This is a genomic window from Pseudomonas sp. MWU12-3103b, assembly GCF_023100615.1.
In the GTDB taxonomy this organism is placed as follows: Bacteria; Pseudomonadota; Gammaproteobacteria; order Pseudomonadales; family Pseudomonadaceae; genus Aquipseudomonas; species Aquipseudomonas putida_A.
Window position 1 is genome coordinate 162,533 of the sequence record NZ_JALMEY010000009.1, and the last position, 24,084, is coordinate 186,616.

Consider the following 24,084-nt stretch of genomic DNA (forward strand, 5'->3'; position numbering starts at 1 on the left):
TGATGGCGTGATTACTTGGGCTCCACCAGCGACTGGCGGTACTCGGTAGTGGTTATTCCTGCGTAGCCCCAGTTATCGGTATCGATTTCCTCGATCACGATGTGCGTCAGGTGCGGATCCTTGTTGAGCACCGTCTGCATGGTTTTGGTGATCTCGGCGATGACCTGGGCTTTCTGTTCTTTGGTAACGCCGTCGCGGGTGATACGAACGCTGATGAAAGGCACGGGAGAGTCTCCAGTTCGCGCCTCATCGGCATGAGGAGGCGGCAAGTGGAGTGAACTCTAGGAGGTTGCCTTCAATGAATAAATGCGGCTGCGGTTACTTCATTTGTGACGCGGTGTAATGAATCGATCCGCGGTCCTCGCCACTGCATCATCGACATCGGTATGCTTTCGGGCACTTCGCGAATACCCGGTGTGATTAATATGAAGCGCCATTTTGATGACCTGCAGTTAGGCAGCATCGAGCTGTTTTGCCTCGCCTCGGAAACCGGCAGTTTTACCGCAGCCGCGCAGGTCGCCGGTGTGACGCCTGCGGCAGTAAGCCGATCGATTTTGCGTATGGATCTTGCCGCTTCTGCCGAAGTTTCGAGCGCTTTATCCAGACGTCACCGTAGATATCCACTTGGGTAACCGAAATATCGACTTCGTGGCGGAGGGCTATGACCTGGCGATTCGGGTTCGCGCTCAACCGGACTCGACCCTGATTGCGCGCTTGCTCGAAGACGCACAACTGGTCGTGGTCGCAACACCTGAATACCTGAGCAAGGCCGGCACGCCAACGACAGTGGATGACCTCGTCGCTCACGAGTGCATTCAATTTGAACTGCCGAGCAGCGGTCGACGCATCTCATGGCTGTTCGACGTCGAGGGCAAACATCGGGAGATCTTCACTGAGGGCAGTTATTGCTGCTCGGATGATGTGCTGGGCGGCGTTACCCTGGCCAAACACAGTGCGGGTCTGTTCCAGACTTACAAATTCATTGTCGAGCGCGAACTGGCCGATGGCAGCCTCGTCGAGGTGCTCCAGCCCTACAATGGACGCTCCAGGCCTTACACCCTGCTCTACCCCCATGGCCGCTATGTTCCTCAGCGGGTTCGGGCATTCGTCGACTTCCTGTTGCAGTATCGAGCCGATTGGGCGGCGAACTGAGCGACGGGATGGATTGGGCGGCGCGCTCATCTTCCAGAACATCATCCACTATCACTGAGAAGAACACTGCATTTCCCGCGCATTGAGCGGGATGTCGTTGAATCCATAACGTCCATGAAAGGCCGGTTAAAAAAAAGAGCCCCTAAGGGCCCTTTCCTTTAATTCAATTTTCCTGTCTTTCAACGTCTGGGGAAAAACCCGGTCACTCACTCAGCGACGAAAAATTCGGTTTATCAGGATCAATGCCGCAGCACCTATCGCGATTGCAGCTATCGGTTTTTCTTTGACGAAGGTCGATACGTTATCCAGTGCATCGCCGTAGGATTTAGTCAGCTGTCCAGCTGCCTGATGTCCGGCACCTTCAGCTTCCATCTTCGAATCACCCATCAGTTTCCCGACCGCGCTCTGCGCCTTGCCAGCCAACTTTTCCGCTACGCCTTCTACCTGTTCACTCTTCATGGTTCATAAACCTTCGTGTAAGTGGGAAGCTCTGAGTCTCGACAGAAAAGTTGACTGGTGGCTGGGAGTTGGAGTTCCACTTTTTATGGCTGCCGCTCGTCAGTGGTGCTGAAAAAATGGAAAGGTCTTTTCCTCGAATGCCCGTTGACGCTTCCTTGGCGGGTCGGGAGAAAGGGTTGTGGGTGTCCTCAGCTTTGCAAAAGCTGTTTGGTCATTACCATCGACGTCTGCAACGACTGCCCCGTGCGCTGCAGTTTGTTCAATAAACTCGCCCCCAACCACAGTTGATAGAGCGTTTCTGCCAGTTGCCGAGCGTCAGTCTGCGGCAAACTTTTATCCAACTGCCCTTCTTCCAGGCACGTTGTAATCCGCGCAACGATGCGCTCGGCGCCGTCGCGCAAGGTCAGGCGCATCGACTCGGACAGGTCGGCGACTTCCGCGCTCAACTTCACCACCAGGCATTCATCACCATGGCCTTCCAGGGTGCAGCGGTTCTGCCAGCCTTGCCAGTAATCCATCAGCCGCTCATAGGCACTGAGGCCGGGCAGGGTCAGGCGTCGCTCCATGTCCGCGAGGTAGCCGACAAAGTAATCCTCCAGCAGCGCCTGGCCGTAGAGTTCCTTGGATTTGAAGTAGTGATAGAACGAGCCCTTGGGCACACCGGCGGTCTGCAGGATCTCGCTCAGGCCAACGCTGGTGAAGCCCTTTTCGGCCATCATGCGGTGGCCGGTGTCGAGCAGGTGTTGGCGGGTATCGTCGTAGGTCGGTTTCATGGGGCGCAAAATACCAAACATTAGACCAGTCGTATATTTCTGATGGGCAGGAGTTTGCCACAGTGATGGCTCGGAAACACGGGCGTAAAAATTTACTAGACGACCGGTCTAATATGAATCTATTCTGTGGCCGTCACTCCTTCCGAGGTGTCGCAGACGAACCCGTCGAGGACACCAGACCAATACAGGGCGCTCTATGAAAATCTTGATGGTTCTGACTTCCCACGATCAGCTTGGCAACACCGGCAAGAAAACCGGCTTCTGGCTCGAAGAGTTCGCAGCTCCCTACTACGCCTTCAAGGATGCCGGCGCGCAGATCACTCTGGTATCGCCGGCCGGCGGCCAGCCACCGCTCGATCCGAAAAGCGATGAGCCCGATGCGCAAACCGCTGAAACCGACCGCTTCCGCAAGGACCCTGCTGCTCAGCAGGCGCTGGCTAATACCGGGCGCCTGGCGGATGTCAGCGCTGAGGATTTCGATGCCGTGTTTTATCCCGGTGGCCATGGCCCGCTGTGGGATCTGGCCGATGACAAACACTCGATTGCGCTGATCGAAGCGTTCGACCGCAGCAACAAACCTCACGGTTTCGTCTGCCATGCGCCGGGCGTTCTGCGTCACGTGGTGGCTGCCGATGGCAAACCGTTGATTCAAGGCCGGGACGTCACCGGTTTCACCAACGCTGAAGAAGCCGCTGTAGGCCTGACCGATGTCGTGCCGTTCCTGATCGAAGACGAATTCCAGCGTCTCGGCGGCCGCTACTCCAAGGTCGCTGACTGGCAGGTTCACGTGGTGACCGATGGCCAACTGGTGACGGGTCAAAACCCTGCCAGCTCGGCAGCCGTCGCCGAAAAACTGCTGAAGCTGTTGGCCTGAGCCCTCCAGCGTCCAGACACCGTGCGTATCCCGCACGGTGTTTTTTTTGCCGCATTACTAGTCGACTGGTCTAATAAGGCCAAAACAGGAATCACATGAAAAACAGCCCTTACTTCACCCCCGTCAAACTGGGCCTGCACACCCTGAAGAACCGCATCGTCCTGCCGCCCCTCACTCGCCAGCGCAGCACACAACCGGGCAATGTCGCCAACGCATTGATGGCCGAGTATTACCAGCAACGCGCCGGCGCCGGTCTGCTGGTCACCGAAGGCACGCAGATCGAGCCTCGCGGTCAGGGCTACGCCTGGACTCCCGGCATTCACACCCTTGAGCAAATTGCCGGATGGCGCACAGTCACCGAAGCGGTTCATGCACGGGGCGGCGTCATTTTCGCCCAGCTTTGGCACGTCGGCCGTGTGTCCCACACCGCGCTGCAACCCGATGGCGCGGCACCCGTTTCAGCTTCTGCCATCGCCACCGAGCGAGTCAGCGTGTTCATCGAAACTGCGCCGGGCGCCGGCGAACTGGTTACGCCATCCGCGCCGCGAGCACTGAGCACCGATGAAGTCCAGGAACTGGTTCAGCTCTATATACAGGCGGCGCGCAATGCGATGGACGCCGGCTTCGACGGGATCGAACTGCACTGCGCCAATGGCTACCTGGTGAACCAGTTCATTTCTGCACACAGCAATGTGCGCACCGATCAGTACGGTGGCTCGCTGCACAATCGCCTGCGCTTTCTGCGCGAAGTGGTGTCGGGTGTGGCCGAGTGCATCGGTAAAGAGAAAGTCGGTGTGCGTTTCGCGCCGCTGTTCACCACCACCGATGAAGCGCGCACCTATCTGGGCATGGTCGAAGAGGACCCGCATACCACTTACATCGAAGCGATCAAAGTGCTTGAGGATGTGGGCATTGCCTACCTGTCCATCGCTGAAGCGGACTGGGACGACGCGCCCGCGATGCCGCAAACCTTCCGACGTGCAGTGCGCGATACCTTCAGTGGCGCGATCATCTACGCCGGGCGTTACAACGCAGAATCCGGTGCGCAGTTGCTTGAATCGGGACTGGCGGATCTGGTGGCTTTCGGCCGTCCGTTCATGGCCAACCCGGACCTGCCGGCGCGCATCGCCAATGACTGGCCGCTCAATCCGCTGAATCCCGCCACGGTTTACGGCGGCAATGCCGAAGGCTATGTGGATTACCCGACCTACAGCGAATAATTCCGCGAATTCGCACAGCGCTCCCACTCACCGGGAGCGCTTCCTCTTCTCCCCCGCTACACCCGCAACCTCGCGCGCTGCGCTGCGAGGTTTTCGCATCTGCACAAAAAAGATTGCCGATTGATTGTCAGGTTTATTTTTTCAGCCTATCTTGAATAAAACCTATACAAGACACTTCTTTACGTACAACTCTTGCGCTACGGATTGGCCCCCACGCACAGCACTGCCGCGAGCACCCTGAATGAACCCACTACTAGCCAGCCATTACCGCGAAATCCTCGTCGGTGTCGGTGAAAATCCCGAACGCGAAGGTCTGCTCGACACGCCCCAACGTGCGGCCAAAGCAATGCAGTATCTGTGCAACGGCTACTCGATGAGCCTGGAAGAGGTCACCAACGGTGCTCTGTTCGAATCGCAAAGCGATGAGATGGTCATCGTCAGTGACATCGAGCTCTATTCCTTGTGCGAGCACCATATGCTGCCTTTCATCGGCAAGGCACACGTGGCGTACATCCCCACCGGCAGGGTGCTGGGACTGTCGAAAGTAGCGCGCGTGGTGGACATGTTCGCCCGTCGTCTGCAGATCCAGGAAAACCTCACCCGGCAAATCGCCGAGGCGATCCAGCAGATCACCGATGCCGCCGGCGTGGCCGTGGTCATTGAAGCCAGGCACATGTGCATGATGATGCGCGGCGTCGAAAAGCAGAATTCGATCATGACGTCCTCGGTGATGCTCGGTGCCTTTCGCGACAGCTCCACGACGCGTCAGGAGTTCCTGCAATTGATCGGGCGGCGAAGTTGATTTCCGACCTTCGACAGGTGCGATAAACCTGTACACGATAAATCCACTGTACAAGCACGATATTCCCAACTCCACCCCCATACCTGTGCACTCAGGGAGAACGGCAATGGCCCGACTTGTGCTCTTACTGGCTCTGGCACTCGGCGTTGCAAGCTGCGGCAGCGTGGATGTCAGCCACTATGCCGATCAGCAACCGGCGCTGGATCTGCAGCGCTTTTTCAGCAAACCCGTGAAAGCCTGGGGGATGTTTCAGAAGCGCTCCGGGGAAGTGGTCAAGCGCTTTGAGGTCAACATCGTCAGCCATCGTGAAGGCGACAACCTGATTCTCGATGAGCGCTTCCTGTACAGCGACGGCACGCGCCAACGCCGCGTCTGGACCCTGACGCCCGAGGGCCAGGGACGCTGGAGTGGGCGTGCGGGTGATGTGGTGGGCGTCGCCACAGGTCAGGTCGCCGGTAATGCGCTGCACTGGCGTTATCGCCTGAATCTGCCAGTTGATGGCTCGACCTATGAAATGAGCATGGACGACTGGATGTACCAGATGGACGAGGACACGCTGATCAACCGCACCAGCATGTCCAAACTCGGGGTTGAAGTCGGCCAGGTGACCTTGTTCTTCCGTCGCCAGGGCTCGGGAGAAAATCAATGAACAGCCCGTTCAGCATGGCCTCCCTGGGCGATGGTTATCGCGCACTGGTGATTGGCGCCAGTGGCGCTATCGGTAGCGCATTTTGCCAGCAGCTCAGTCAGGATCCGCGCTGTGCCGGCGTTCGTGAGCTGGGGCGCAACACCGTTCCGGCGCTGGATCTGGAGCAACCGGAAACCATCGCCAGCGCAGCCACCGAATTGGCCGCAGAAGCGCCCTATCAGTTGATCGTGCACGCTGCGGGTCTGCTGCATCGTGAGCGGATCAAGCCAGAAAAGAGCTACAGCGCGATCGAGGCGGATGCGCTGCAAGCCGTGTTTCAAGTCAACACGCTGGGACCGGCAATGGTGTTGCGGCATTTTCTGCCGCTGCTCGCTCCCCAAGGGGCGATGGCGATGCTCTCGGCCAAGGTCGGAAGCATCGGCGACAACCGTTTGGGCGGCTGGTACGCCTATCGCGCCTCCAAAGCAGCACTGAACATGCTGATCAAGACGGCGGCGATCGAACTGGCGCGCACCCGCCCACAAAGCCGCTTGCTGAGTTTGCATCCAGGCACAGTCGTGTCGGGCTTGTCGCAACCTTTTCGCGGCGCTTCCAGCGCGCGTCCGGCAGATGTCGCCGCTGACCAGTTACTCAACCTGATTGACCAATTGACCGCGGCCGACAGCGGCCAGTTCTTTGCCTACGATGGACAACGCCTGCCCTGGTAGGCAAGGAGTGAAGCATGAATCTGCAAACCCTGACCGAACGTGCGGCCAACAGCGAAATACGTGAGCTGGAGCTGCTGTCACTCGAAGGTGGTTTTTATCTGGCCCGCATCCGCCTGGATCACGGCCAGTTCACCCTGCTCGACGATGCGGCTAAACCGATGCACTTGCGCTCGATCACCCATCTGCGTGACCTGCTTCAGACTGTGCCGGCATTCCCCTGCGTGCTGGTGCAGCAATGCGTGCACGACGAAATGTGCGGGCGTGATAGCGGCCCCGTCGAAGAGCTGCGGATTCCGTTTTCGCTGACCACGTTATGAAACGGATACTGTGAATGAACCAGAACCGTCGGTTGTGCCTGGTGCTGGGCGATCAGTTGTCCTTCGATCTGGCTTCATTGCAGACGCTCGATAGCGAGCGCGACAGCGTGCTGCTGGTCGAGGTCATGGAAGAAGCCAGCCATGTGCCGCACCATCCACAAAAGATTGCCCTGATCTTCAGTGCCATGCGCCATTTCGCCCAGGCCCTGCGAGACCAGGGCGTTCATGTCGAATACGTGACCCTGGATGATCCGCACAACAGCGGCTCGGTGCCGGGGGAATTACGCCGCTGGCAACAGCGGTTGCAGGTCGAAGAAGTGCACGTCACCGAATGCGGCGACTGGCGCCTGGAGCAATCGATCAGGGACTGTGGCTTGCCCATCCATTGGCACGCCGATACGCGTTTTCTGTGCAGTCGCGCCGAGTTCGCCGCCTGGGCCGCCGGCAAAAAGCAGTTGCGCATGGAGTTCTTCTATCGCGAGATGCGCCGCAAGAGTCGCTTGCTGCTCAATGGCGACGGCACGCCGGTGGGCGGCGCGTGGAATTTCGATGCGGAGAATCGCAAGTCCCTGCCCAAAGGCGTGAAAGCCCCCTACCCGATCCGTTTCAATAATGACGCGATCACCCGCGATGTGCTCGCGCTGGTGAAGGCCCGTTTCAGTCAGCACTATGGCGCACTCGACGACTTCAACTACCCGGTCACCCACGCCGACGCGCAGGCGCTGTGGGGGTATTTTCTGGATTTTGGCCTGGCAGGATTCGGCGACTATCAGGACGCCATGGCCAGTGACGAACCGTTCCTGTTTCACGCGCGCATCAGCGCTGCGCTCAATATTGGCCTGCTGGATTTGCGGCAGTTGTGCAGTGATGTCGAGTCGGCCTATTGGGCCGGCAGGATTGCCCTGAATGCTGCCGAAGGCTTCATTCGGCAACTGATCGGCTGGCGGGAATATGTGCGCGGCGTGTACTGGCTGAAAATGCCGGACTACGCACTGGGCAATGTATTCGGCAACGACCGGCCACTGCCCGAGTTCTACTGGACCGGTGCGACGCAGATGAACTGCATGCGCCAGGCCATCGGCCAGAGTCTGCAGCACGCCTACGCGCATCACATCCAGCGGCTGATGGTCACCGGTAATTTTGCCCTGCTCGCCGGCATTGCGCCGAGCCAGATCTGTGACTGGTACCTGGCGATCTATATGGACGCCTTCGACTGGGTCGAGCTGCCCAACACCTTGGGCATGGTCATGCATGCCGATGGCGGTTACCTCGGTTCCAAACCCTATTGCGCCAGTGGCCAATACATCAATCGCATGTCCGACTACTGCCGAAGCTGCGCCTACAAGGTCAGCGAAAGTACCGCGGACAATGCCTGCCCGTTCAATGCGTTGTACTGGCATTTTCTGATGCGCCACGGTGAACAACTGCGCGGCAATCAACGCATGGCGATGATGTACAAGAACCTCGACCGCATGCCGCCAGCCAGACAGGAAGCACTGTGGCAACGCGGGCAGAACCTGTTGGCGCGCCTGGATAACGGCGAATCGATCTGAAATGAGCGCTCGCTTGCGCGGGTGGTGAAACTTAAGCACAGCGCGCCCGGTCAACGGATGATTGGCGGTCGAATCCCTTGCGAGCGCAACTTTCACTGCTCGTGTGTGCCTACGCGCTCTATGAAGCCAGACCCTGAAAATTCAATAAGCAGGTCACATGGATACCCTTGAACACCTTAGCCGCGAAGCGCTTGAGTCAGAGGTAAGGCGATTGCGCGCGGCGCTTCAGTGCCCTCAGGTCGACACCCAGGACGTTGACCTCGATCGCGATATGGCGGCGCAACTGCAAGCCAGTCGGGATGCGCTCGCACGCAGCGAGGCTCGCTTCATTACCATTCTGGAAACCATCGAGTCGGCGTTCGCCATCGTCAAGGTCAAATTCGACGCCGAAGATAAGCCCGTCGACTATTACTTCGTCGAAGCCAACCCGGCGTTCGAACACCAGTGCGGGGTCAACCTGCGCGGCAAATGGGTGACCGAGTTCGCGCCCAATCTTGAAAAATTCTGGTTCGAAACCTATGGCCACGTGGCCAAGACCGGAGAGCCGGCGAACTTCGAGAGCTACGCCAACACCTTCGAACGCTGGTTCGACGTACGCGCGGTGCGTGTCGGCGATCCGGCCGACCGGCAGATCGCGATCCTGTTCAACGACGTCACCCAGCGGCGCGACGCCGAGGAGCGTTTGCGTGCCAGTGAAGCGCTGGCGCGGGAGAACGTCGAGCGTGTGCAACTGGCGCTCGCCGCCGGTGCGATCATCGGCACCTGGCACTGGGACCTGCTCACCGACCGTTTTGCCGTGGACGAAGCGTTCGCCCGGGTGTTTGATCTCGACCCGGCGCTGGGCCGCGAAGGGCTCAGCCTCGAACAAGTCATGGTGACCGTGCATCCCGAAGACCAGGATGGACTGACCACCGCGATCAACGAAGCCATCGGCCGTGGTGGCGCCTACTCCCACCAGTACCGTGTGCGCCGCACAGACGGCAAATATCAGTGGATCGAGGCCAACGGCCGTGTTGAGTGTGCCGATGATGGAACGCCGCTGCGCTTTCCCGGCGTGCTGATCGATGTCGAGGAACGGCGCAATGTCGAAGCGGAGCGCGACCGCGCCATCGCCGCGTTGCGCGCGCTCAACGATACGTTGGAGCAGCGCGTGTCATCGCGCACTGCAGAGCTGATGCAAGCCGAAGAGAAACTGCGTCAGTCGCAGAAAATGGAAGCCGTCGGCCAACTGACCGGGGGCCTGGCGCATGACTTCAACAATTTGCTGGCCGGCATTTCCGGCGCGCTGGAGTTGATGGGCGCGCGCATCAGCCAGGGCCGACTGAATGAGGTCGACAAGTACATGGTGACCGCCCAGGGCGCGGTCAAGCGCGCCGCCGCCCTGACCCACCGTCTGCTGGCGTTCTCCAGACGCCAGACCCTCGATCCGCGGCCGACCGATGTCAACACGCTGATGACCGGCATGACCGAGTTGATCCAGCGTACGGTCGGCCCCAGCATCGTTCTGGAAACCCGCGCCGCACCGGGGCTCTGGCCAACGCTGGTGGACGCCAGCCAATTGGAGAATGCCCTGCTCAACCTGTGCATCAACGCGCGCGATGCGATGCCGGACGGCGGGCGCATCACCATCGAAACGGCCAACCGTGCGCTGGACTGCGAGACGGCGCGCACCCTGGACATGCCCGAGGGCGAATACCTGTGCCTGTGCGTGACCGATACCGGCACCGGCATGACCGCCGATGTCATCGCCAAGGCCTTCGATCCGTTCTTCACCACCAAACCGCTGGGCCAGGGCACCGGGTTGGGGCTGTCGATGATCTACGGTTTCGCCAAGCAGTCCGGTGGCCAGGTGCGCGTGCATTCGCAGGTTGGCAAGGGCACGGAGATGTGCATTTATCTGCCGCGCTACCATGGCGAGCCTGTGCCGAATCAGGATCACAAGGACAACACGCCGGCAGCCTTGCCCAAGTCTGGCGAGACGATTCTGGTGGTGGACGACGAGCCTACGGTGCGTGCGCTGCTGACTGACGTGCTCGGCGATCTCGGCTACACCTTGATAGAGGCCGCTGACAGTGTGGTCGGGCTGAAGATGTTGCGCTCGGACATACACATCGACTTGCTGATCACCGACGTGGGCTTGCCGGGTGGCATGAATGGTCGGCAACTGGCCGATGCCGGCCGGGAAATCCGCCAGAATCTGAAGACCCTGTTCATTACCGGGTACGCAGAAAACGCGGTGATTGGTGCCGGTCAATTGGGCCCGGACATGCAGGTGCTGACCAAGCCGTTTGCCGTCGACACGCTGGTGGCGCGGGTCAGCGACCTGATGGCGATGAAATCCGAATGAGCGACCGTTGCGGCGCTGTAATCCCAGAGAGAGTGGCTGCGGCCAAGGAGTGATAAATGGTGACGTTTCTGATTTTTCTGATCGCGTGCGGCGCTGCGGCGACTACCGGGGTGATTTTCAAACCCGGGCCATGGTACGAAGGGCTCAATAAACCCGGATTTACTCCACCCAATTGGGCGTTTCCGCTGGCCTGGACAATAATCTATCTGTTGCTGGCCTGGGCCGGTTATCGCTTGAGCCTGATTCCTGGCAGTCAGACGGTACTGGCGCTGTGGGCGGCGCAGATTGCCTTGAACACGTTGTGGACGCCGGTGTTCTTCGGCGCGCATCAGGTGGCCGCCGCCATGGTGATTCTGCTGGTGTTGTGGCTGGTGGTCGCGGCGATGGTGTTTCTGGCGTTGCGCCTGGATTTGATCACCGGGTTGATCCTGTTTCCGTATCTGGCCTGGCTGTGTGTGGCGGCGGCGTTGAATTTCTCGATTCTGCGCAATAACCGCGGCTGATGGCGACAGCTGTCATAACTCCCATTTTTTCTGACAAAAAGGCGCTTTTTCAGGCATTCAGAATATCTATCCAGCCCCTTGAAAGCGCAGGTCCCCGCTCAGGACGGGGATTTCGCAATGAACAACAGTTCATTACTGAATTAGTGATTTAACTAGGTAGTTACCTATCTATATAATGCACGCCTCATTTCAACGGGACATTCAACGTGAAGCAGAGTCAACGCCTCTCGGGCATATCAAAATTCATTCTGGTCGGGCTGGGGGTGATTATCGCCCTGCTCGGCCTGGCACTTGCGGCTGGCGGAGTGAAGCTGGTCAGCCTGGGAGGGTCGTGGTACTTCCTCGTGGGCGGTCTGGTGATGGCCGTTTCCGGTCTGCTGATCGCTCGCTTCAAGACGGCCGGCGCCTGGCTGTTTGCAGCGTTTCTGGTGGGCACAGCGATCTGGGCAGTGAGCGATGCCGGGCTGGTGTTCTGGCCGGTGTTCTCGCGTCTGTTCATGTTCAGCGCCGTGGGTCTGGCGGTGACGCTGGTCTATCCGCTGCTCAAGCGTGCCAACGGTGGTGTTCCGGGTCGTGGCGCTTACGCCGTTGCCGCTGTCCTGGCCGTGGGACTGGCGGTGGCTGCCGGCAACATGTTCGTTGCGCACCCGACTGTCGCCGCGACCGGCACTGGTCCGGGCCTGACCCCGGTTGAGCCAGACAAGGCGCAAAAAGACTGGGCGCACTACGGTAATACCGAGGGCGGCAGCCGCTTTGCTGCGCTGGACCAGATCAACCGCAACAACGTCGACAAGCTGAAAGTAGCCTGGACTTACCACACCGGTGACGTCGCCGAGAGCGATGGCAACGGTGCCGAAGACCAGCTCACTCCGCTGCAGATCGGCAACAAAGTGTTCATCTGCACCCCGCACAACAACCTGATCGCGCTGGATGCCGACACCGGCAAAGAGCTGTGGAAGAACGCGATCAACGCCAAATCCAAAGTCTGGCAGCGTTGCCGTGGCATGGCCTATTTCGATGCGACCAAAAGCATCGCTCAGCCAAGCAATTCGAGCATCATCGAAGCCAAACCGGCGCCGGCCGCCAATTGCCAGCGCCGTCTGCTGACCAACACCATCGACGCCCGCCTGATCGCGGTCGATGCCGACACCGGCGAGTTCTGCCAGGGCTTCGGCAACAACGGCCAGGTTGATCTGAAGGCCGGTCTCGGTGACGTGCCGGACAGCTACTACCAGCTCTCCTCCGCTCCGCTGATGGCCGGCACCACTGTGGTGGTCGGTGGTCGTGTAGCCGACAACGTACAGACCGACATGCCGGGCGGCGTGATCCGTGGTTTCGACGTGATCACTGGCGCCATGCGCTGGGCCTTCGACCCGGGCAACCCGCAGGACAAACAGGCCCCGGCCGACGGCAGCACGTATGTGCGCAGCACGCCGAACAGCTGGGCGCCGATGTCCTACGATCCGGCGACTAACACCGTGTTCCTGCCGATGGGCAGCTCGTCCACCGACATCTATGGTGTCGAGCGCAGCAAACTCGATCACACCTACGGCGCCTCGATCCTCGCGCTGGACGCCACCACCGGTGATGAACGCTGGGTATTCCAGACCGTGCACAACGATCTCTGGGACTTCGACCTGCCGATGCAGCCGAGCCTGATCGACTTCACCAAGGACGGCAAAAGCGTTCCGGCGCTGGTCATCGGCACCAAGGCCGGACAGATCTACGTGCTCGATCGTGCCACCGGTAAACCGTTGACCGAGGTTAAAGAAGTCCCGGTCAAAGCCGCGAACATCCCGAACGAACCGTACTCGCCAACCCAGCCGAAATCGGTGGGCATGCCACAGATCGGTGCCCAGCATCTGACTGAGTCGGACATGTGGGGCGCCACCCCGTACGACCAGTTGCTGTGCCGGATCGATTTCAAATCGATGCGTTACGACGGCCTGTACACCGCGCCGGGTACCGATAAATCCCTGAGCTTCCCGGGTTCGCTGGGCGGCATGAACTGGGGCAGCATCTCCACTGACCCGGTGCACGGCTTCATCTTCGTCAACGACATGCGCCTGGGTCTGTGGATTCAGATGATCCCGTCGCAGAACAAGGCGCAGGCCTCGTCCGGTGGTGAAGCGCTGAACACCGGCATGGGCGCGGTACCGCTCAAAGGCACGCCGTATGCGGTAAACAAAAACCGCTTCCTGTCGGTGGCCGGCATTCCGTGCCAGGCTCCGCCGTTCGGCACTCTGACCGCGATCGATATGAAGACCCAGAAAGTCGCGTGGCAGGTTCCGGTCGGCACCGTTGAAGACACAGGTCCCTTGGGCATTCGCATGCACCTGCCGATCAAGATCGGTCTGCCGACCCTCGGCGGCACCCTGTCGACCCAAGGTGGCCTGATCTTTATCGCCGGCACCCAGGACTTCTACCTGCGCGCCTTCAACAGCGCCAATGGCGAAGAAGTGTGGAAAGCGCGTCTGCCGGTTGGCAGTCAGGGTGGCCCGATGACCTTCGTTTCGCCGAAGACCGGCAAGCAGTACATCGTCGTCACCGCCGGTGGTGCACGTCAGTCGACCGATCGCGGCGACTACGTGATGGCTTACGCCTTGCCGTAAACCGCAGCGTCCGTGTTGAACACGGGCGCTTTCTTTTTGCGCGCGGCACCTGAGGGTGCCGCGCCGCTTTCCGATATCGCTACCGCTTTGAGCAGGAAGATCTCCATGTTTGGTTTTACTCGTAACGGCTGGGTCAACGGCGTGCTGTTGGGCCTGACCTGCACCACCCTGCCCGCCTTCGCCGATACCGATTCGAACCTGTTGACCCGCAACACCCTGACCGGTGACTGGGGTGGCCTGCGCCACCAGATGGAACAAGACGGGATCAAGTTCACCGGCGATTACACCGGCGAAATGGCTTACAACGCCGATGGCGGCCTGCATCGCTCCGGCCGTTACTCGCAGAACATCAAGCTTGGCGCGCAGTTCGACCTGAGCAAGTTGTATGGCGTAGAGAACGCCGGCAAGGTTCAGCTGACCATCAACGACCGCCGCGGCAACAGCGCCTCCGAAGATCTGGTTGGCAACCGTCTGCCGATCCAGGAAAACTACGGCGGCCTCTACACCCGCCTGACCGAACTGAGCTATGAGCGCAGTCTGTTCACCCCGGCGCTCAACGTGAAGCTGGGTTACATGGCCATGGGCAACGACCTCGGCGGCCTCGACAGCGGCATTCTGTGCAACTTCATGAACGCCGGTTTCTGCGGCCATCCGCTGAACATGTCCGGCGGCAGCGGCTGGACCAATTACCCGAACGCACACCTGGGCGTGCGGGTGAAATACGACTTGTCGCCATCGTGGCAACTGCGCGTGGCCGCGTTCAACGTCGATCCGGAAAGCAACGGCAACTCCAGCCGCGCCTGGCATCTGGGCCCGAAACACACCACCGGCACCGTGGTGCCGATCGAACTGGTGTACAAGCACGCGGGCCAATTGCCTGGCGAATACAAGCTCGGTTACTACTACGACAGCTCCGACGTGAAACGCATCGGCAGCGACAAGGAAGTCTCCGGCCGTGGCGGTCACTACCTGCTGATCGATCAGGCCGTATGGAGTTCGCCAACGTCCGAGGGCCGCAGCCTGCATGCGTTCGGCCAATACTCGGCGGCCAGCGAAGCGGCTTCGCCGTTCAGCAAGTGGTACGGCACCGGTCTGGTGCTGTACAAACCGTTCGAAGGTCGCCCGCGTGACACCGTCGCTCTGGGCTACGGCCGCGCCGTGCCTAACCCGCGCAGCCGCGACGTACAGCAGGACGCCGCCATGGCCAACGGCACGCAGTTTCCGAACCTGGACAGTGGCGAGCAGTTGATCGAACTCGGCTACGGCTATCAGGCCACGCCGTGGCTGACGCTGCGCCCGAACATGCAATACATCATCGAACCGGGCGCGTTTTCCGGGCAGGACATCGACAATGCGTTGGTGTTTGGCTTGCAGGTGAAAGCTTCGCTCTGACTTCTGGCAGAACTGCAGGCAATAAAAAACCCGGCGTAATGACCGGGTTTTTTATTGCCTGACAATTGTCGTAACCAAGATGCTCAGTCAACACCGAACCTTTACCCCCAAACCTGCGTCGGAGCTAGGGCGTTAACGCTTACCGCTCGCCACGAGGTTTCCGTTTGAAAGCAGCCATCGTCAAAAAATACCGTTTGATCATCAAGACCATGGGCTACGTGGGCTGGTCGCTGTTCTGGTTGTTGCTCTGGGACATCGCCGTCACCGTCGACTTCATGTTGTTCCTCAACGCCAAGATCAACCTGCCGCTGATGCCGCTGACGCTGCTCGGTTCGGCGCTGGTGGTGCTGATCAGTTTCCGCAACAGCAGCGCCTACAACCGTTGGTGGGAAGCGCGAACCCTGTGGGGCATGATGATCAACAGCTCGCGCAGCTTTGCCCGGCAGGTGCTGACGCTGCTGGATGATCCCGACAACGAAGTGAACCCGGTGAAGGCGACGCTGTTGCGCCGCCATGTGGCGTACGTCAATTGCCTCGCCGCGCATCTGCAAGGTCAGCCCTGCCCGGAGGAAGTCCGCGCGTTCATCCCGGCCGATGAATTCGCCCGCAGCGGCACCACCAACAACTTTGCCAACGACATACTCACCGGTTCCGCAGCGCTGCTCGCCCGGGAATACAAAGCCGGGCGCCTGGACAGCATTCGTCTGGCACGGCTGGAATCGACGATGGTCGAGCTGTCCAACAGCCAGGGCGGAATGGAACGGATCGCCAATACCCCGCTGCCCTACCCTTACGTTTACTTCCCGCGCCTGTTTATCTCGCTGTTCTGCCTGATCGTACCGGTGGGGTTGGTGGAATCGCTGGGCTGGTTCACCCCGCTCGCCTCGACCGTGGTGGGCTTCATGCTGCTGGCCATCGAACGCATCGGCACCGATCTGCAAAGCCCGTTTCGCCACAGCGAGCACCAGATCCAGATGGAAGCCCTGTGCGAAACCATCGAGAAAAACCTGCAGTCGATGCAGCGTGATTCGCTGGGGGACGCACGCAGGGTTGAAGAAACGGCTTGAAGAACGATCTGAGGGATGCCAGGGTGTAAAGCCCTGGCGAGTCGCAGGTATTACTTGTTCTTTTTCGCCGGCTTGTCAGCCTTCTTAGCATCCTTGGCCTTTTCCGGCTTGCTATCGGCTTTTTTCGCAGACTTTTTCGGTTCGGCGTCTTTCTTCTTGTCTTTCTTGTCGGAGGACTTGGAAAGCGCCGAAGCTGCCGCTGATTTCTTTTCCGGCGAAGACTTTTTGTCTTTCAAGTCCTTGCTGGCTTTCGAAGCATCGTCTTTTTTGCTTTTTTCTCGTCTTTAGCCACGTTGACCACCTCTCGGAATGTGCCGGTATTGGCACCGGGCCTGTGCGAATGAACACAAGCTGATCGTTAGGCGTGGGCGTTCGGGCGGGGTTCAGATTATTTGACTCGATCCAGCGCCCATGGCGAAGACCGGCCGTTCAACAAGTTGTCAATAGCACAGTTGTGCGACTGTTCTGGAGATAGCGCAGTGATAGGCTTTTCTGGCGTGACATTACGCGAATGCCCGATCTGTTCAGAAGGCAGGTCGGGGCCTATGTATAAGCCCGCTGTCAGCTAACTGAAAGGATTCGAACATGAAAAAGTCCATGACTACTCTGGCCATCGCGGCGACGCTCGCTCTCGCCGCAACGGCCACAAACGCTGCCGTGCATCCAACCACCATCACTGCTCCACAGACGGTCAAGCAGGTGACCGCCTCGATCAACACGCCTTTCGCAACACATAGCAAAGCCGGAGAAATCCAGACGGCCAGCCTGGCCAGAAGTTGCTCTGATGAGCGCTATTCCTGGTGGGAATTCAGTGGCTGGGAAATAATCGCCTGCCTCGGAAGCGGTCAGTGGTAATTATTCAGAGGAGGCTGGTGCGTGACTTATGTGCTGAGCACGCACCACAGCCTGTTCTAACCAATGGCTTTGCACACCTGCTTAAAGGGTTCTACCACTGGCTTGCTCATAACTCGAAAGAAAATGCCGCCACTGCGACTCATCCCAGAAAGAATGCCGTCTGAGCTGCGGAATATCGTGACGCGCCGCGCCCATTGCCGTAGCACGTCCGCGAGATTTCTCCAGGTCAAGCAGCGCCAGTTCGAAATCGAAGTCTGTGTCGGTAATCGACGCCTTGATAAAGATGTGTTTGGAGCGCATGCAACCGTGCTGCCATTTGCCCGAATGCATCCGCGCCAGCATTTGCGCCAAACGTTCAAGAAGTCGCAGATGCTGCGGGGTGGTCAACAGACTTGCAGCGCCCTGGCTATACCAGGTATCCAGATCGATGAAGCCGCCCAGGTCTTTGGTAACCAAGACACCCTGCCATACGCCGTCGACTTTTCTCGCGCCATAAAATACCGGTCTTGGCGCATTCACACCCAGCTCTTCGAGTCTTGAAAGGGCAACGCCTTCACGCAATGCGGTGGGCCTGCCAGTGGGGTAACGGAGACTGCGGAACAAATGGCCGGTCTGGCGCTTTACGAAAAACGTCTTGTCATCCTGAACAACCAACTGGACACCGCTGGTGCCGCTGCGGCGCACATTCGGCGGTTCCACCCACGACCCGGAAGTACCCCACCAGAAATCAAATTCATCGCCTGCCCTGCCCATTGTGCGCTCCATTTATTGTAGAAATCGTTTCGTGCGACGTTTGCATGAGGGTCGCAACAGCAGCTCAGTCTGTTGGTGGACGTTAATAGTTCCCTCGGTTTTCGAGGATTTTAGGGCCAGCTTGGGGCTTTTACGCAACTACGTGAAGAAAATTGGCTAGATATGTTGCAGGCAGACCAGCCTGAAACATCAACAGTAAAATGCAGGCCGGCGAGATTCGCTACGCGGCAATCGTCAATATGGAATTTGGCATGTCTGCTGACGGGCCGGTCATGCCCAAGAAGTTCTCTTTGCAGGCATCGGCAGGTTTGACGGTCGGGTGCCAGAACGAAAATCGCGCTCCGACACCCGTGATAGCGCCATGCTCGGTATCGACCTGATGGTTCACCGCTATTGCCCAGCTAAACGTCGACGCCCCCTAGGCCAGCGGCGGGTAGTCGGTATAGCCCTCTTGCGAACCACTGTAAAAAGTGGAGGCATCCGCAGTAGCCAGCGGCGCATCAAGGAAGAAGCGTTCCGGCAGATCAGGGTTGCTGATGAACAGTGTGCCAAATGTGACTGCATCGGCCAGGCCGGTTTGCAGGGCCTGTTCCGCAGACTTCCGGTCATAACCAACATTCAACACGAAAATCCCTGTGAACCGCTGGCGAGCCCCGGGCGCCAAGGGTTTCGCGCCTTCCGGCAGAGTCCCAGGTTCCATGAAATGCAGAATTCCAACGTTTCTACTTTCCAGCGCTTCTACCGCGTACATGTAGGTCTGCTCGAGATTGGAGTCGCCCATGTCATTGTACGGAATGCGCGGCGACAGCCTGACCGAGATACGGGCCGGCCCGAAGACTCTGATCGCGGCGTCCGTGGCTTCAAGCAAGAACCTCGCCCGCTTCTCAATGGTACCGCCGTATTCGTCGGTGCGTTTGTTTGAGCCGTCTTCCAGAAACTGCGCTGGCAGATAACCATTGGCACCGTGTATCTCTACACCATCAAAGCCCGCATCTTTCGCGGCCTGTGCAGCTTTTTCGTAGTCCGCAATGGTGGACTTGATTTCATCAATGGTCAGTTCGCGTGGGGTCACCGAGGGTTTGATGCCTTCTGGCGTGAACGCTTGGCTATTGAAGGGGACTGACGATGGCGCGACCGGGAGTTCTCCACCATGAAAATCAGGATGAGATGCTCTACCGGTGTGCCAAAGCTGGGCGAAAATGAGGCCGCCGGCTTCATGAACTGCCTGAGTTACCTTCTTCCAGCCCGCAATCTGTTCAGGCGTATAGATCCCTGGGGTATTCGTCCAGCCGACGGCCTGGGCGCTGATCTGGGTGCCTTCGGTAAAAATAAGGCCCGCCGATGCGCGCTGTGCGTAATAGGTCGCAGTCAATTCGTTGGCCACCTGATCCTTGGATCGACCTCTTGTCATTGGCGCCATGAACACCCGATTTCTGAAAGTGAGCTCTTCGTTGTTCAAGGGGGTTAGAAGCTTAAAATTTCCCATACTTTCCTCAGAATAAATTTTATTGAATGTCCGCCCGTGCCTGACGATTTCTCAAGTGCGGCTCGACCAAAGAAATGCTTCTGTCGGATGCTCGATTGGCTGGCTGCAAGCCGCCGGCAAGAGTGGCGAACGAAGGGTCCGGTTCGGACCGCTTCCCTCAAATGAGGACAGTCGACAAGGTATCAATAATAAACCTGGCGTCAATTAGGCACCGTTCGTACACCTGGTAGGTCTGAGGATACCTACCGTCAGGAAATGGTCGGCGGCGTATGGGCTGGCGAGCCTATACAGTGGCCTCGCGCGCAAGAGCAGGACGCTCCGCGTTCATGATCGAACGGCCTGAGCAATCGATGTGAAGGTTCGTTTGAAGCAGGTATCGAGATTGATTGCCCGCGGTTGAAAGGCAAAAACCAGCGCACTGCCAACAACAAAAAGTGTTGGCAGAGTTTCATGCTTACATGATCGCGCTGGTTCGATTGAGATCTTCGGTGTTTTTCAAGCCATCGGATGACAAGTCCCGAAGCGCAGCATGAGCGGCCGACAACGCGTTCAAGTAATCCAGTGAAGCAACCTTCCCTACGTACTTGTCGGTCCGATTGCAGCGGCGTCGAACTTCTGCCGGGCAGCATCAACCTCCGGCAACTTGGCGAGCGTCCATTCATGCAGTGCTCGAAAAGGTTGTTGCAGCGTGCGGCCCAGCGGCGTGATTTGGTACTGCACCGCGACTGGCGAAAGCGAAATCACCTCGCGCGATACCAGGCCGTTGCGCTCCAGCCGGCGGAGACATTGCGTGAGCGCTTTTTGGGTGACGCCTTGCAGGCGACGACGGATCGCGTTGAAGCGTTGCGGACCGTCATCAAGCACGGCTAATACCATCATCGACCATTTATCAGCGATCTGCTCGAATAAAGCTCGGCTAGGGCAATCGGACGAGAAGCACAGCGGTTCGAGTTCAAGCATGGCGGTTTCCTTCTGTATACCCAGGCGCTCTAAGGCGCTAGATTGACGCCAAGTTTACTGGATGTACCGAGCCTGAGAACGCTTTCTACCGTTGTTTCGCCGGAACACTCTGACGCACATAATAATTGTCGAATTCACTGCTTTCGGTGAATTGGAAGCCATGGCGGGTATAAAAGCGATTCGAAGCACTTTCTTTGAGAGCGCCAACTTTAACAGGGAGCGCAGCCGCATCCGCCTCTTTGAAAATCTGAGTGAGAACAGCAGCCCCTACACCTGATCCTTGCGCGCTCGGTCTCACATACAAGTGGTCGAGCAAGAGTTCATTGTGGTGATGCTTGACCACTACAAAACCAACCCTCTCTCCAGATACCTCGATATAGCGTGTGTTGCGAGCGTCAAAACCGCCAAGAAACCGCTCACGCGCACGCACCGGATCAAATCGCCCGACACGCTCCAGACTTTCGCGCATGGCCTCAATTCGAATGGCTACAAGATTGTCCAAGTCGCTTGGTTGAGCCGGGACCAAAATGACTGGGGAATTTTGATTGGGTGCGACGGGCATAGGGTGTGCTCTATTTGCCATCCTGGAGGGCCAGTATAGAGAGCCTGGCTTGTGGGGCCCAGTTTGGCTTCACCGTCGAATTCAGGCCCCCATCTCAAAAACGAACATGACTTGGTCAATCTGGATTTTGATTGCCAGAGCCGTGCGTGACCGACAGGTCTCCAATACGACCTCATGGTATTCACATGTCGATATCAGACACGATCATGGCGCAATCAGGCTATTGAATCGGCAGCAAGGCCGGCTAAGGTGCCGTGTCTTCCTATCAAAACAATCCCGGTCAGATCATGGGGTTGATAAGAACTGCGGCGGTTGGACGGGCTTCTCTCGGGAGTTCAGCAGGCAACGATGGTGACCGATCGTGTGCCCGTTCAATTGCTTAAATGTCGATCAGCAGAGAATAAAAATACCGATGATCAGCCCGAACTCCATGGATTCGAGTAGCCAATTGGCGCAGGGCTTCAAGCCTCGTCACGTCACAATGCTGTCCATCGCCGGGATTATCGGCGCCGGTTTGTTCGTTGGTTCAGGACACGCGATTGCCGCAGCAGGGCCGGCGGTGCTGCTCGCCTATCTGTTTTCCGGTTTGCTCGTCGTGCTGGTCATGCGCATGCTCGGCGAGATGGCGGTGGCCAATCCGGACACCGGTTCGTTCTCCACCTACGCCGACCAGGCCATCGGCCGCTGGGCCGGTTTTACCATCGGTTGGCTGTACTGGTGGTTCTGGGTATTGGTGATTCCCATCGAAGCACTGGCGGCCGGGCATGTGCTGCACCAATGGTTTCCGCAGGTCGATGCCTGGCTGTTCGCGTTGGGATCGATCATTGCGCTGGTGGTGACCAACCTGTTCAGCGTGTCCAAGTATGGTGAGTTCGAATTCTGGTTCGCCATGGCCAAGGTTGTGGCGATCATCGGCTTCATCGGGGTCGGTTTTGCCGTGTTGATGGGCTGGGTGCCCGACCGCGAAGTCAGCGGGTTGAGCGGCCTGATGGCCGAGCACGGCGGATTTGCGCCCAACGGCTTGTCGGCGGTGGTCGGCGCTTTCATCACGATCATGTTCAGCTTCATCGGCACGGAAGCGGTGACCATCGCGGCCGCCGAATCGAATAATCCGGCGCAGAACATTGCCAAGGCCACCCGCTCGGTGATCTGGCGCATCGGCGTGTTCTACCTGCTGTCGATCTTCGTGGTCATCTCCGTAGTGCCGTGGAATGATCCGTTGCTGGCCTCGGTGGGCTCGTATCAGCGCGCCCTGGAAATCATGAACATTCCTAACGCCAAGTTCATGGTCGACGTTGTCGTGCTGATCGCCGTGGCCAGTTGCATGAACTCCTCGATCTACATTGCCTCGCGCATGCTGTACTCGCTTGGCCGTCGCGGCGATGCACCGAAAGCGCTGAAGGCGACTTCCGCGGCCGGCGTGCCACGGGCCGCCGTGATCGCCAGCACCGTGCTGGGTGCGTCGATCACCGTGTGGAGCTACTTCATGCCCGCCGGGCTGTTCGAGTTCCTGCTGGCCAGTTCCGGGGCGATTGCCCTTCTGGTGTACCTCGCCATTGCGGTGTCGCAGCTGCGCATGCGGCGGATATTGCAACAGCGCAAGGTCGAGCTGACCTTCCGCATGTGGCTGTTTCCATGGCTGACGTGGCTGGTGATCGGCTTCATCTGCGCGGCGCTGGCGGTCATGATGATCACCCCGCAGCACCGCACCGAAGTCACCACCACCATTGGCCTGGCGCTGGCAATCTCCTTTATTGGCCTGATCACGTCGCGTCACCCTGCCCCGGCGGCACGCGCAACGTCGGTGGGCTAGGCGTTCACGCCGAAGCCGACATTCCCTTGGCGAAGACCTGGGGAATGACCGACGCCTGCATCTCAGACCGATTCCTGTGAGGACACGATGTCATCGACCCCCTCCGTGGCCGACGGTACGACCCAATCCGTCGGGTTTCTGCTGTTGGATAAATTCACCCTCATGTCGCTGGCATCCGCCGTCGAACCACTGCGCATGGCCAATCAATTGTCGGGGCGAACGCTGTATCGCTGGCATACCTTCAGCGCCAATGGTGCGGCTGTTTGGGCCAGCGACGGGGTCCCGATCACGCCGGATGGCTCGTGGAGTAACCCCGGCGTGGCGGACACGGTGATTGTTTGTGGCGGGGTCGGCATCCAGAGCGTGATTACTCGTGAGCACACATCCTGGCTGCAAGCGCTGGCCCGGCAATCCAGACGTTTGGGCGGTGTGTGCACCGGTAGCTGGGCACTCGCCAAAGCCGGATTGCTCGATGGTTATGAGTGCAGCGTGCATTGGGAATTTCTGGCGGCCATGCAGGAAGCTTTTCCACGCGTCAGGGTCAGCACCAGCCTCTTCACCCTCGACCGCAACCGCTTTACCAGTTCCGGAGGAACAGCGCCGCTGGACATGATGCTGCACCTGATCGCCCGCGATCATGGTCGTGAGTTATCCGCCGCCATCTCCGAGATGTTTGTATACGAGCGCATCCGCAACGAGCAGGACCATCAACGCGTACCGCTCAAGCATGTGGTCGGTACACATCAGCCCAAGCTGCAAGAAGTCGTTGCGTTGATGGAGGCCAATCTTGAGGAACCGATCGAGCTGGACAACCTTGCCGAATACGTCGATCTGTCACGCCGACAGCTGGAGCGGCTGTTTCAGAAATACCTGCAATGCACGCCGTCACGCTACTACTTGAGGTTGCGGCTGATTCGCGCGCGACAACTGCTCAAGCAAACCTCGCTGTCGATCGTGGAACTGGCGTATGTCTGCGGATTTGCCTCCACACCGCATTTCTCAAAATGCTATCGCGAGCAGTTTGGGGTGCCGCCGAGCGACGAGCGCTCTGGTTCTGCAATGAGTCGTAAACGGGCAACGCCGCCGTCATCGATCAACACACTGACAACGCTCGATCAGGCGAGAAACGAATCGACGTTTGCCAGTGTTCGGATGATGGCGAGTGCCGATCTGGCTTGAATGAACCGAGGCAAATCGGCCGGGAACACAAAAGATGCCCCGGCCATGT

General features: G+C 58.8%; 24 protein-coding genes and 1 pseudogene. 16 read left to right on the plus strand and 9 right to left on the minus strand.

Annotation, left to right across the window (positions count from 1 at the left end):
- Positions 1-11: 11 nt before the first annotated feature.
- Positions 12-224, minus strand: coding sequence for a 4-oxalocrotonate tautomerase family protein (locus M0808_RS15795; RefSeq protein ID WP_247841803.1), 213 nt, complete (start codon positions 222-224; stop codon positions 12-14).
- Positions 225-425: 201 nt separating this feature from the next.
- On the opposite strand from M0808_RS15795, the pseudogene M0808_RS15800 reads away from it, so the two are divergent.
- Positions 426-1,152, plus strand: a pseudogene (locus tag M0808_RS15800) (LysR family transcriptional regulator).
- Between the two features lie 210 nt (positions 1,153-1,362).
- Here M0808_RS15800 and M0808_RS15805 read toward each other — a convergent pair.
- Together M0808_RS15805 and M0808_RS15810 are read right to left on the minus strand one after the other, a co-directional pair.
- A complete protein-coding gene (locus tag M0808_RS15805; protein ID WP_098964018.1) occupies positions 1,363-1,611 on the minus strand; it encodes a CsbD family protein in 249 nt (82 codons plus the stop codon).
- Between the two features lie 188 nt (positions 1,612-1,799).
- The gene (locus M0808_RS15810; RefSeq protein WP_007967154.1) at positions 1,800-2,384 is read right to left on the minus strand and encodes a TetR/AcrR family transcriptional regulator; all 585 of its coding nucleotides are present in this window, start codon (positions 2,382-2,384) and stop codon (positions 1,800-1,802) included.
- 196 nt (positions 2,385-2,580) lie between these two features.
- On the opposite strand from M0808_RS15810, the gene M0808_RS15815 reads away from it, so the two are divergent.
- From M0808_RS15815 to M0808_RS15860, 10 genes are all read left to right on the plus strand, one after another.
- Positions 2,581-3,258 carry a type 1 glutamine amidotransferase domain-containing protein gene (locus tag M0808_RS15815; protein WP_247841804.1) on the plus strand — a complete coding sequence of 226 codons (678 nt, stop codon included), beginning with the start codon at positions 2,581-2,583 and terminating at the stop codon, positions 3,256-3,258.
- 95 nt (positions 3,259-3,353) lie between these two features.
- A complete protein-coding gene (locus M0808_RS15820) occupies positions 3,354-4,478 on the plus strand; it encodes an alkene reductase (protein WP_247841805.1) in 1,125 nt (374 codons plus the stop codon).
- Positions 4,479-4,719: 241 nt separating this feature from the next.
- Positions 4,720-5,280 (plus strand): GTP cyclohydrolase I FolE, encoded by a 561-nt coding sequence (gene folE, locus M0808_RS15825; RefSeq protein ID WP_247841806.1) that lies wholly within the window; start codon positions 4,720-4,722, stop codon positions 5,278-5,280.
- Between the two features lie 106 nt (positions 5,281-5,386).
- On the plus strand, positions 5,387-5,929 hold the full coding sequence (locus M0808_RS15830) for a DUF3833 domain-containing protein (RefSeq protein WP_247841807.1): 543 nt from the start codon (positions 5,387-5,389) through the stop codon (positions 5,927-5,929).
- Complete coding sequence (locus M0808_RS15835; protein ID WP_135295807.1) at positions 5,926-6,636, plus strand: SDR family NAD(P)-dependent oxidoreductase; 711 nt, start codon at positions 5,926-5,928, stop codon at positions 6,634-6,636. The genes M0808_RS15830 and M0808_RS15835 overlap by 4 nt, the downstream gene beginning before the upstream one ends.
- Before the next feature lie 14 nt (positions 6,637-6,650).
- Positions 6,651-6,953, plus strand: coding sequence for a DUF6482 family protein (locus tag M0808_RS15840; protein WP_247841808.1), 303 nt, complete (start codon positions 6,651-6,653; stop codon positions 6,951-6,953).
- 14 nt (positions 6,954-6,967) lie between these two features.
- Complete coding sequence (locus tag M0808_RS15845) at positions 6,968-8,506, plus strand: cryptochrome/photolyase family protein (RefSeq protein ID WP_247841809.1); 1,539 nt, start codon at positions 6,968-6,970, stop codon at positions 8,504-8,506.
- A gap of 157 nt (positions 8,507-8,663) precedes the next feature.
- The gene (locus M0808_RS15850; RefSeq protein WP_247841810.1) at positions 8,664-10,853 is read left to right on the plus strand and encodes an ATP-binding protein; all 2,190 of its coding nucleotides are present in this window, start codon (positions 8,664-8,666) and stop codon (positions 10,851-10,853) included.
- Positions 10,854-10,912: 59 nt separating this feature from the next.
- Positions 10,913-11,356, plus strand: coding sequence for a TspO/MBR family protein (locus M0808_RS15855; protein WP_247841859.1), 444 nt, complete (start codon positions 10,913-10,915; stop codon positions 11,354-11,356).
- 206 nt (positions 11,357-11,562) lie between these two features.
- The gene (locus M0808_RS15860) at positions 11,563-13,968 is read left to right on the plus strand and encodes a glucose/quinate/shikimate family membrane-bound PQQ-dependent dehydrogenase (RefSeq protein ID WP_247841811.1); all 2,406 of its coding nucleotides are present in this window, start codon (positions 11,563-11,565) and stop codon (positions 13,966-13,968) included.
- On the opposite strand, the gene M0808_RS28490 is transcribed toward M0808_RS15860, so the two are convergent.
- On the minus strand, positions 13,953-14,075 hold the full coding sequence (locus M0808_RS28490; protein ID WP_259699430.1) for a hypothetical protein: 123 nt from the start codon (positions 14,073-14,075) through the stop codon (positions 13,953-13,955). The two genes, M0808_RS15860 and M0808_RS28490, sit on opposite strands and share 16 nt — an antisense overlap.
- On the opposite strand from M0808_RS28490, the gene M0808_RS15865 reads away from it, so the two are divergent.
- Both M0808_RS15865 and M0808_RS15870 read left to right on the plus strand, forming a co-directional pair.
- On the plus strand, positions 14,074-15,360 hold the full coding sequence (locus M0808_RS15865) for a carbohydrate porin (protein WP_139053978.1): 1,287 nt from the start codon (positions 14,074-14,076) through the stop codon (positions 15,358-15,360). The two genes, M0808_RS28490 and M0808_RS15865, sit on opposite strands and share 2 nt — an antisense overlap.
- A gap of 164 nt (positions 15,361-15,524) precedes the next feature.
- Positions 15,525-16,427, plus strand: coding sequence for a bestrophin family ion channel (locus tag M0808_RS15870; RefSeq protein WP_247841812.1), 903 nt, complete (start codon positions 15,525-15,527; stop codon positions 16,425-16,427).
- Between the two features lie 50 nt (positions 16,428-16,477).
- Here M0808_RS15870 and M0808_RS15875 read toward each other — a convergent pair whose 3' ends face one another.
- Positions 16,478-16,663: a hypothetical protein gene (locus M0808_RS15875; protein WP_247841813.1), complete on the minus strand. Its 186-nt coding sequence runs from the start codon at positions 16,661-16,663 to the stop codon at positions 16,478-16,480.
- A 349-nt stretch (positions 16,664-17,012) separates the two neighbouring features.
- Between M0808_RS15875 and M0808_RS15880 the strand changes: the two genes are divergently transcribed.
- The gene (locus M0808_RS15880; protein WP_098964028.1) at positions 17,013-17,282 is read left to right on the plus strand and encodes a hypothetical protein; all 270 of its coding nucleotides are present in this window, start codon (positions 17,013-17,015) and stop codon (positions 17,280-17,282) included.
- 81 nt (positions 17,283-17,363) lie between these two features.
- On the opposite strand, the gene M0808_RS15885 is transcribed toward M0808_RS15880, so the two are convergent.
- From M0808_RS15885 to M0808_RS15900, 4 genes are all read right to left on the minus strand, one after another.
- The gene (locus M0808_RS15885; protein WP_247841814.1) at positions 17,364-18,035 is read right to left on the minus strand and encodes a lipopolysaccharide kinase InaA family protein; all 672 of its coding nucleotides are present in this window, start codon (positions 18,033-18,035) and stop codon (positions 17,364-17,366) included.
- Between the two features lie 418 nt (positions 18,036-18,453).
- On the minus strand, positions 18,454-19,521 hold the full coding sequence (locus M0808_RS15890; RefSeq protein WP_247841815.1) for an alkene reductase: 1,068 nt from the start codon (positions 19,519-19,521) through the stop codon (positions 18,454-18,456).
- Positions 19,522-20,097: 576 nt separating this feature from the next.
- A complete protein-coding gene (locus M0808_RS15895) occupies positions 20,098-20,481 on the minus strand; it encodes a helix-turn-helix domain-containing protein (protein ID WP_027611764.1) in 384 nt (127 codons plus the stop codon).
- 85 nt (positions 20,482-20,566) lie between these two features.
- A complete protein-coding gene (locus M0808_RS15900; protein ID WP_247841816.1) occupies positions 20,567-21,043 on the minus strand; it encodes a GNAT family N-acetyltransferase in 477 nt (158 codons plus the stop codon).
- Positions 21,044-21,455: 412 nt separating this feature from the next.
- Between M0808_RS15900 and gabP the strand changes: the two genes are divergently transcribed.
- Positions 21,456-22,856, plus strand: a complete 1,401-nt coding sequence (gabP, locus tag M0808_RS15905; protein ID WP_103367075.1) for a GABA permease — start codon at positions 21,456-21,458, stop codon at positions 22,854-22,856.
- Between the two features lie 87 nt (positions 22,857-22,943).
- Complete coding sequence (locus tag M0808_RS15910; protein WP_247841817.1) at positions 22,944-24,035, plus strand: GlxA family transcriptional regulator; 1,092 nt, start codon at positions 22,944-22,946, stop codon at positions 24,033-24,035.
- The last annotated feature ends 49 nt before the right edge of the window (positions 24,036-24,084 follow it).